Annotated in this window: 9 protein-coding genes; 5 read left to right on the top strand and 4 right to left on the bottom strand. The window is 64.5% G+C overall.

What is annotated here, in order from left to right:
* Positions 1 to 135 precede the first annotated feature (135 nt).
* Both hutG and hutU read left to right on the top strand, forming a co-directional pair.
* Positions 136 to 936 carry an N-formylglutamate deformylase gene (hutG, locus tag ABNS06_RS03495; RefSeq protein WP_348672592.1) on the top strand — a complete coding sequence of 267 codons (801 nt, stop codon included), beginning with the start codon at positions 136 to 138 and terminating at the stop codon, positions 934 to 936.
* Positions 933 to 2,588, top strand: coding sequence for a urocanate hydratase (gene hutU / locus ABNS06_RS03490; protein WP_348672591.1), 1,656 nt, complete (start codon positions 933 to 935; stop codon positions 2,586 to 2,588). The genes hutG and hutU overlap by 4 nt, the downstream gene beginning before the upstream one ends.
* Here the strand turns inward: hutU and ABNS06_RS03485 are convergent.
* The 3 genes from ABNS06_RS03485 to ABNS06_RS03475 all read right to left on the bottom strand — a co-directional run bounded on the left by ABNS06_RS03485 (position 2,585) and on the right by ABNS06_RS03475 (position 4,891).
* The gene (locus ABNS06_RS03485; RefSeq protein WP_348672590.1) at positions 2,585 to 3,046 is read right to left on the bottom strand and encodes a PaaI family thioesterase; all 462 of its coding nucleotides are present in this window, start codon (positions 3,044 to 3,046) and stop codon (positions 2,585 to 2,587) included. The genes hutU and ABNS06_RS03485 overlap by 4 nt on opposite strands.
* 9 nt (positions 3,047 to 3,055) lie before the next feature.
* Positions 3,056 to 3,889 (bottom strand): alpha/beta hydrolase, encoded by an 834-nt coding sequence (locus ABNS06_RS03480; RefSeq protein WP_348672589.1) that lies wholly within the window; start codon positions 3,887 to 3,889, stop codon positions 3,056 to 3,058.
* A gap of 153 nt (positions 3,890 to 4,042) precedes the next feature.
* The gene (locus ABNS06_RS03475) at positions 4,043 to 4,891 is read right to left on the bottom strand and encodes a LysR substrate-binding domain-containing protein (RefSeq protein ID WP_348672587.1); all 849 of its coding nucleotides are present in this window, start codon (positions 4,889 to 4,891) and stop codon (positions 4,043 to 4,045) included.
* A gap of 256 nt (positions 4,892 to 5,147) precedes the next feature.
* Between ABNS06_RS03475 and ABNS06_RS03470 the strand changes: the two genes are divergently transcribed.
* The gene (locus ABNS06_RS03470; protein ID WP_348672585.1) at positions 5,148 to 5,498 is read left to right on the top strand and encodes an EAL domain-containing protein; all 351 of its coding nucleotides are present in this window, start codon (positions 5,148 to 5,150) and stop codon (positions 5,496 to 5,498) included.
* A 117-nt stretch (positions 5,499 to 5,615) separates the two neighbouring features.
* Here the strand turns inward: ABNS06_RS03470 and ABNS06_RS03465 are convergent, their stop codons facing one another.
* Positions 5,616 to 6,602 carry an IS5 family transposase gene (locus tag ABNS06_RS03465; RefSeq protein WP_348672584.1) on the bottom strand — a complete coding sequence of 329 codons (987 nt, stop codon included), beginning with the start codon at positions 6,600 to 6,602 and terminating at the stop codon, positions 5,616 to 5,618.
* A gap of 51 nt (positions 6,603 to 6,653) precedes the next feature.
* Between ABNS06_RS03465 and ABNS06_RS03460 the strand changes: the two genes are divergently transcribed.
* Together ABNS06_RS03460 and ABNS06_RS03455 are read left to right on the top strand one after the other, a co-directional pair.
* A complete protein-coding gene (locus ABNS06_RS03460) occupies positions 6,654 to 7,163 on the top strand; it encodes an EAL domain-containing protein (RefSeq protein WP_348672582.1) in 510 nt (169 codons plus the stop codon).
* 180 nt (positions 7,164 to 7,343) lie between these two features.
* The gene (locus ABNS06_RS03455; protein ID WP_348672580.1) at positions 7,344 to 8,804 is read left to right on the top strand and encodes a sigma-54 dependent transcriptional regulator; all 1,461 of its coding nucleotides are present in this window, start codon (positions 7,344 to 7,346) and stop codon (positions 8,802 to 8,804) included.
* Positions 8,805 to 8,990: the final 186 nt, after the last annotated feature.

Raw genomic sequence — 8,990 nt, 5'->3', positions numbered from 1 at the left:
CCGCATCCGCGCCAACGTGCCCGCGCTGGCCGAGGACCGCTACCTGTCGCCCGATCTGGAACGGGCCGCCGGTCTGGTGGAATCCGGCGCGCTGATCGAGGCGGCCGGCATTCCGGACCAACTGCAACTGGCACCATGAACCCAGTCGAGATCACCGAGGGCGACAGCCCGGTCATTTTGGCCGCACCGCACGCCGGCACCTGGGTGCCGGAGCCTATGCGCGCCCGGCTGAACGCCACCGGCCGCGCGCTCGCCGATACGGACTGGCATGTTGACCGGCTTTATCGCGGGCTGCTGCCGAACGCGACCACGGTGACGGCGACGTTCCACCGCTACGTGATCGATGCGAACCGCGACCCCACCGGCCACAGTCTTTACCCCGGCCAGAACACCACCGGGCTGGTGCCGCGCATCGACTTTGACGACCAGCCGATCTGGACCGCCGGGCAGGCGCCAGACGCCGACGAGATCGCCGAACGGCTCGAGCGCTTTCACCAGCCGTACCACGCCGCACTCGCCGCGCAGATCGAGCGTGTAAAGGCCCGCCACGGCATTGCCCTGTTGTACGACTGCCACTCGATTCGCTCGCGGGTGCCATTCCTGTTCGACGGCGCGTTGCCGGTGTTCAACATCGGCACCGATCGTGGCCGAACCTGCGCGCCGATCTTCGAGCTGATCGCAGCCCGGCGCTGCGGCGCGGCCCGAACCTACGACACGGTGGTCAACGGCCGCTTTCGCGGTGGCTGGACCACCCGCCACTACGGCCTCCCCGCCGACGGCGTGCACGCCATTCAGATGGAATTGGCGCAGCGCGCGTACCTGCACACCGAGGCGGCGCCGTTCGCCTACGCCCCCAACCGAGCCGCGCCGTTGCGTGCGGTATTGAGCGAGTTGCTGCACGCGCTCGCATCCGCTGCCAAGGACCTCGCCCGATGACCGGAGCCCGCCCCGTCACCGCCCCCCGCGGAACCGAACGCACCGCCCGAAGCTGGCTCACCGAAGCCCCGCTGCGGATGCTGATGAACAATCTCGATCCGGACGTGGCCGAGAACCCGGACGCGCTGGTCGTCTATGGCGGTATCGGCAAGGCCGCGCGCAGCTGGGATGATTTCGACCGCATCGTTGAAACGCTGCGCCGGCTGGACGATGACGAAACGCTGCTGGTCCAATCCGGCAAGCCGGTGGGCGTGTTTCGCACCCATGCGGATGCGCCGCGTGTGCTCATCGCCAACTCCAACCTGGTCCCGCACTGGGCGACCTGGAAGCACTTCAACGAGCTCGATCGCAAGGGACTGATGATGTACGGCCAGATGACGGCCGGCTCGTGGATTTACATCGGTTCTCAGGGCATCGTTCAAGGCACCTACGAAACCTTCGTCGAGGCCGGACGCCAGCACTACGACGGCGACTGGACCGGCCGCTGGATTCTGACCGCCGGCCTCGGCGGCATGGGCGGCGCGCAGCCGCTGGCCGCGGTGATGGCCGGCGCCTGCTGCCTGGCCATCGAGTGCGATTCCGACCGCATCGATTTTCGCCTTCGCACCCGCTACCTGGACGAACGCGCCGAGACACTGGACGAAGCGCTGGCGATGATCGACCGCTGGACCGAAGCCGGCGAAGCCAAGTCGGTCGGGCTGCTGGGCAATGCGGCCGACCTCGTACCGGAGCTGCTCCAGCGCGGCATCCGCCCCGATCTGGTCACCGACCAGACATCGGCCCACGACCCGGTCAACGGCTACCTGCCGCAAGGCTGGACCATGGACCAGTGGATCACCGCGCGCCGCGATGATCCCGCCGCCGTCGAGGCCGCGGCCTGCGCCTCGATGCGGGTGCATGTGGAAGCGCTGGCCGGCTTCGCGAAGGCCGGCGTGCCCACGGTGGACTACGGCAACAACATCCGTCAGGTCGCCTTCGATCAGGGTTTCGAGGACGCCTTCTGCTTCCCCGGCTTCGTGCCCGCCTATATCCGGCCGCTATTCTGCCGCGGCATCGGCCCGTTCCGCTGGGCCGCGTTGTCCGGCGACCCGGAGGACATTGCCAAGACCGATGCCAAGGTGAAGGAGCTGCTGCCCGGCGACGCCCACCTGCACCGCTGGCTGGACATGGCCGCGGAGCGCATCGCCTTTCAGGGCTTGCCGGCGCGCATCTGCTGGGTGGGGCTGGGTGACCGCCACCGCATCGGTCTGGCGTTCAACGAAATGGTGAAATCCGGCGAGCTGAAGGCACCCGTGGTCATCGGCCGCGACCACCTGGATTCAGGCTCGGTGGCCAGCCCCAACCGCGAGACCGAGGCCATGGCCGATGGCTCCGACGCCGTCTCGGACTGGCCGCTGCTCAACGCGTTGCTCAACACCGCATCCGGCGCCACCTGGGTCAGCCTGCACCACGGCGGCGGCGTGGGCATGGGCTTTTCGCAGCATTCCGGCGTGGTGATCTGCTGCGATGGCAGCGATGCCGCGGCGAAACGCATCGACCGCGTGCTGTGGAACGACCCGGCCACGGGCGTGATGCGCCATGCCGACGCGGGCTACGAGATCGCCAAGGATTGCGCGCGGGAGAAGGGGCTGGACCTGCCGGGGATTCTTTAGCCACCCTCGATTCGAGCAAGAAAGGTCGACAGATCATCGCCAACACTGGCGATCACGCTGTCACCGGTGGCGACCAGCGTCGCCTCGTCCCCGTCCAACCCGAACACCTCGGCACGGCAGAACACCAGCTTCCTGCCGGCCTTGACCACCCGGGCCACGCAGCGAAAGCGCGGCGCGGTCGCCGGCGCCAGCACGTTGACGTTGTAGCTGGCGGTGACCACGTCGCCCGCAACGGTGGCCGCGGCCCAGGCGCAGCCGGAATCGATCAGATAGCCGATCACCGCGCCGTGCAGATAGCCATGGTGCTGGGTCATCTCCTCGCGGCGGCCCAGCAAAAGCACCACCTCTCCCTGGGTGCAGCGTTCGATGGTCACGCCCGACCAGCGGGTGTAGGGCGATGTCTGGATCACCCGCTCGAACAGGGCGCACAGTTGGTCGGGGCCAATCGCTGTGGTCATCAGCAACGCTCAGTGTGTGAATCGCAGCAGATGATCGACAAACGCCGGCCCGCGTTCCAGTTCCGGAAAGTGGCCGGCACCGGGAATGCGAACGAGCTCGGAGTTCGGGACGAGGGCATTCATGTCGCCGAAACGGGTATCGGGATGCGAGGGGTCGGCGTCGCCCCAGACCAGCAGGGCATCCTGTGCGATCGGCGCGAGCTGATGCTGGTGATCGCCCAGGCAGTCCTGAAAGCCGGACGCCAGGCAGAAGCAACCACCGTGATCGAAGTTCTCCAGGGTCATGTCCACCAGTGGCCGGATCAACTCAGGGTCCGCGAGCGCGGTTCGGTACCAGGCATCGATCCGCTTCCGGCGGACCGCGGCCAGGGCAAGCTGGCCGACCACCGGCCGGCGCAGCATCCCCTTGGGATCGCGGCGCGCCAGCCATTGCTGCGTACCGCTCCAGTCCGCGGCCTGACTCAGCACGAGCCGGCGGATCAGGCCCTCGTGATGACGCGCCACACCCACGCCGACGAGACCCAGCACGCAGGGCATGATCAGCGTGTGGGGTCCGCCGCCGAAGCGCTCCAGTCCCTGGGCAACCAGACTGATCGACTCGCCCATGGACAATCGCATGCCCGCACGCGGCAGCGAGGCGCCGAATCCGGGCATCTCGAACACCGTGACGCGAAATCGTGGCGCGAGTGCGTCAAACAACGCGTCATAGCATTCCAGCGGCACCGGCGGATCGGTGGCGAACACCAGCGATCGCCCATGGCCCAGCTGCCTGCAACGGACCATGGCCCGATCCAGCTGCACGAAGCGAATGTCGCTACGAGTCCGTGCGGCGGGGCCTCGCATGACCCTGCCGGACCGCATATGTGTTGGGATCGTGTCGACCAACTGAATCAGGCGTTGCAGCATTCCGGACCATCCAGCAAAGCAGAGCCGCAACGGTGATGGGGCCGGCGACGGGTGACAAACGAATCTGCTGCACCGACAGATGCACGCTGTTCATCCATGCAGTGCGCTGCGCAGCGCGTCACGCCACCAGTCGCGCAAACCTCGCCAGACCGCGGCATCCACGCCCAGACGGCGGCTGATCAGCGTAATCGGCGACACGGACATGGTCTCGGCATTCGGCATCGCGACCAGACGTCCACTGCGAATCAGCGGGTTCACCAACGGGCGGGGGGCGAGCGTGATACCCAGACCGCGCTCCGCGGCGCCAACCGCCGCGGCGAACTGGCTGAACCGGTGCACCCGGCCGGAGCCGCCTGGCAGCGCATGCCCCAGTTGCTGCCACTGCGTCCACGCGGTCGACATGCCCAGCACATAGTCGATACGCGGCGCACAGCCCCAATCGACACCAGGCGCTGCCACCGGCAGGGCCGTCGACTCACAGATTTGCACCTGCTCCAGATTCCGCTGATCGGTTCCGCCATAGCGGATCGCGAGGTCAACCGAACCCTGGCCTGGATTTTCCAGGGCCTCGGTTACGGACAGATGCAACTGCACGCCAGGAAATTCCGCCTCGAAGCGGGGGATCATCGGGGTCACGATCTCTGCGGCCATGAGCGGATTGGTGCTGATGCGGACCGCCTCGGGCCAGCAGCGTGATCGCAGCTGCGCGGTCGCGCCGGCGAGTCCGTCCAGCACTCCCGCCACCGCGTCGGCATATGCCCGGCCCGCGTCGGTCAACAACACAGCCCGCGTGCGGCGTTCGAACAATAACGCGCCGAGGAAGGTTTCCAGGGCCGCAACATCGTGGCTAATGGTCGACGGCGTGCGATGCAGTGCCGCAGCGGCCTCCTTGAAACTGCCCAAACGCGCCGCAGCGTCGAAGGCGCGCAGTTGTGCCATGGATGGTAACGCTGCTCGGCTCACAGCAGCTCACCGCGCTCACCATGGTCAGCGAGTCGATCCCGACCATCCGCATCGTCGCCTCGTGCCATGCCTCCCCACCCGAAACCGTATCGACACGCAGGTTCATTCGCAAAACGCGAACTGAGCCTGCCTCGCCAGCATACAGAACTGCATAACTCATTGTAATAAAGAAGATTATCGCCTGGTATCGAGATTGCCTGAGACAGAGGCTCACCCTTCTTCGGCCCATGCTATGAATCAGTCCGCCGCAATCCAAGCCCCAGTCGCCGAGACCTCTGCACCCACCGTCGCCGATGTACTCGACGGTCTGCTGCACGAGGAGTTCACGTTGAACTACCAGCCCCAAGTCGACGCCATGGACGGCCGCCTGGTCGGTTTCGAGGCCTTGGCGCGCTGGCACTCACCCAGGTTTGGTCAAGTGCCACCGTTGTTGTTCGTCAATCTGCTGGAAGAGGCGGGGCATATCCATGACCTCTGGGACGGCATTCTGACCTGCGCCTCCTCCGACTTGCCCGCCCTGACCACCGGCTTCGGCAATCCGCTGCATGTGGCGTTAAGGAAGCTCTGCACTAACCGGACCTAGCAGTTGAAGGCTAGGTACTCCGAGCCTCAGTGCGTGGCCAAGGTGAGGTTTTCGCCCACCATGCGTCCAAATGTGGCGTTTTGAAGCCAATTTAAGCGCTGCACCGGTCCGTCGTTCTCACGATGGACACACCTTCCCTGCCGGCATCAACTGTCGCCTGGCCTGATACACATTGGCTAGCGCGAATAGCGTGACGATCTGGGCGTGGTTCTTGGCTAGTCCGCGATAGCGTGTCTTCTGATAACCAAACTGCCGCTTGATCACGCGAAACGGATGTTCGACCTTGGCGCGCATCTGCGCTTTGACCCGTTCGAGTTCATTGAGCAATCGACCCAGCTTGGTGTGCGGTAACGCCCTGCGCTGACCCGGTCGCATGGCAATCTGCCAGGCGACCGTGGGATTGGCATCCGAGCGCCTGTCCGCACCGCGATAACCCGCATCACCATAGACCTCGGCTTCCTCACCGTGCAGAAGATCATTGGCTTGGGTCACATCGTTCACATTCGCCGGCGTCGTGATCACGGTGTGGGTCAATCCGGAGTCCGCATCCACGCCAATGTGGGCCTTCATGCCGAAGAACCACTGGTTGCCTTTCTTGGTTTGGTGCATGTCGGGATCACGCGCCCGATCCTGATTCTTGGTCGAGCTAGGCGCGTGGATCAGCGTGGCATCTACGATCGTGCCTTGGCGCAGCAACACGCCGCGCTCGCTGAGCACGGCGTTGATCTCGGCAAGGAGCTGCTCGGCCATGCCGTGCTGCTCCAGGCGATGCCGAAACCGCAGGATGGAACTCTCATCGGGGATCAGGTCATCTCCGGCATCCAATCCCGCAAAGGCTCGCATCGCTGGAATATCGTGCAGGGCTTCTTCCATGCCCGGATCGGACAAGACAAACCATTGCTGCATGAAGTGAATCCGCAGCATGGCGGACACCGCGAAGGCCTTGCGCCCACCGCGCGGACTTCTCTGAGGCTGAACCGGCGCCACCAAGGCCTCCAAACGAGACCAGGGAATCACGGCATCCATCTCGGCCAGAAACTGCTGGCGCTTGGTCTGCTTGGGGCGCCGGGCGTAACCAGGCTCGGCAAAGCTGCGCTGCTTCATCTCAGACGACACTCCGCGGATCAGTCGTGACATTGTCGCTGATCTGAGCGGTTGTGCAGAGTCTCCTTAAACCTTTCCGCCCAGCAGTTGCAAGACCCGGAGCTCAGCAGCCGATTCGGCCACTGGCTGGCCGGCCGGCAGATCGACGGCAGCCAGATCCACATCGAGATCACAGAGTCGACGCTACTGAACTCGAACTCGACGATGCTGGACAACCTGGACCGCTTTACACGGGACGGTATCGCACTGTGGCTGGACGACTTCGGGACCGGCTACTCGGGCCTGCGCCATCTACGCGAGTTGCCGGTTGCCGGGCTGAAGATCGACAAGAGCTTCGTCGATCGCCTAGAGTCCGACCTGGATGACTTCCGGATCGTCAGTGCGATCACCGCCATGGCCTGCAGCCTGGGCCTCAAAATCGTCGCCGAGGGCGTCGAGACCGAAGCGCAAATGCAAATGCTGTCGCAGCTGGGTTGTACCACGCTGCAGGGTTACCTCATCGGCCGGCCCGCACCGCTCGATTCGCTGCAGCAAACCTGGGCGTCTCAGCCCATCAGCTAGCGGTGCGGCTTCACGCTCGCTTCGCATTCTACGTTGCAAAATGCGAAGCACAATCGGAAAACCTGCTCCGAAACAAGCTGAAGTTAGAAATTTTATTCGCTAAATCATGAGCTTGGAGGGCGCTCTTCTTGGAATGGCGCCTGCATTGGACAGGGGACGCCACCAGAGGACCCGTCCACCATGAACTCATCGCTTCCATACTCCGCTGACCTGCCGGACGACCCCGAGATGCATCGCACGATTGCCGATGCTCCGTTGGCGCTGGTCATTGAAGACACGCCACCGCTCGGTTCCCTGTACGAACGCTACCTGCGCCGCATGGGTTACCAGGTGCAGTGGGTCGCGACGGGCAGTCACGGGCTGGAAGTCCTGGAATCCGACCGTCCGGATCTGGTGCTGCTGGACCTGCAGCTACCGGACATGCACGGCTACGACATCCTGCAGAAGATGAAGACGGGTGGGCATAGCTGCCCCTGCGTCGTCATCACGGCCCATGGCTCGGCGGATTCTGCGCTGAAGTCCATGCGTCTGGGTGCTGCGGATTTTCTGGAAAAACCCTTTACCGCTGAGCGGCTGCGCGTGACGGTCGATAACGTCATGGACAAGCGACGCCTGCATGATGAGGTGCAGATTATCCGTCAGCAGATCGAACGCGATGGCTATGCCGGTTTCGTGGGACGGTCGCTGCCGATGCAGGTGGTCTATCGCATCATCGACAGCGCGGCGACCAGCCGGGCCTCGGTATTCATCACCGGCGAGTCCGGCACCGGCAAGGAGCTCTGCGCGCAAGCCATCCACGAGCGCAGCGAGCGCAGCAGCAAGCCCTTTGTTGCCATCAACTGCGGTGCCATTCCGCGAGAACTGTTCGAAAGCGAGATTTTCGGGCACATGAAGGGCGCATTCTCCGGCGCTCACAGCGACCGGCAGGGTGCAGCCGAGCGCGCCAATGGCGGCACGCTGTTTCTGGATGAGATTGGTGAAATGGACCTTGACCTGCAGGTCAAGCTGCTCCGCTTTATCCAGACCGGCGTGTTCCAGCGGGTCGGCGGCACCAAGGACATTCGGGTGAACGTGCGATTCGTCTGCGCCACGAATCAGGATCCACAGATGCAAGTGGCGGACAAGCAGTTCCGCGAGGATCTGTACTACCGCCTGAACGTCATCCCAATTCGCATGCCAGCGCTGCGTGACCGCGAGCGCGACATTCTCGACATCGCCGAGGCGTTTCTGGCCCGCCTGAGCCGGGAGGAAGGACGCACATTCACCGGTTTTGACGCCGACGTGCAAAGCACGCTGCTGAACTACGACTGGCCCGGCAATGTCCGCCAGTTGCACAACGTGGTTCATAACATCGTGCTACTCAATGATGGCGAGGTGGTCACGCGTGACATGCTGCCGGACCCGCTCGGGTTGACAGGTGCCCAAGCCGAAGGCGGCGCCACCCCCCGACCACGGCCACGTGCCGTGACCCGGTCAGCCAGTCCCGGACTCGCCATCGAACCCTTGTGGCTAGTGGAGAAACGGGCCATCGAAGCTGCCATCGAGCAATGCGATGACAACGTGCCGGTGGCCGCGGCCCACCTTGGCGTGAGCGCATCGACGGTGTACCGAAAGCTCAAGGCCTGGGAGGCCTCGTCCTGATGACGCCGCATTCGTCAGAGAGCGGGCTTCCCCCGGCGCCTTCCCACAGAAGCCGGACATGAACGCCTCGGCCACTGGCTCCGATGAGCGTGCCCGCTGCGAAGCGCTTTGGGACCTCAACATTCTGGATACGCCACCGGAGGCCCGCTTCGACCGCCTGACCCGGCTGGCGCAACAACTCTTCGG

The sequence above is a fragment of the uncultured Abyssibacter sp. genome, from assembly GCF_964000955.1.
Taxonomy (GTDB): Bacteria; Pseudomonadota; Gammaproteobacteria; order Nevskiales; family OUC007; genus Abyssibacter.
Note: the sequence above shows the minus strand (reverse complement) of the source record. Positions and strands in the feature narration are given on the sequence as shown.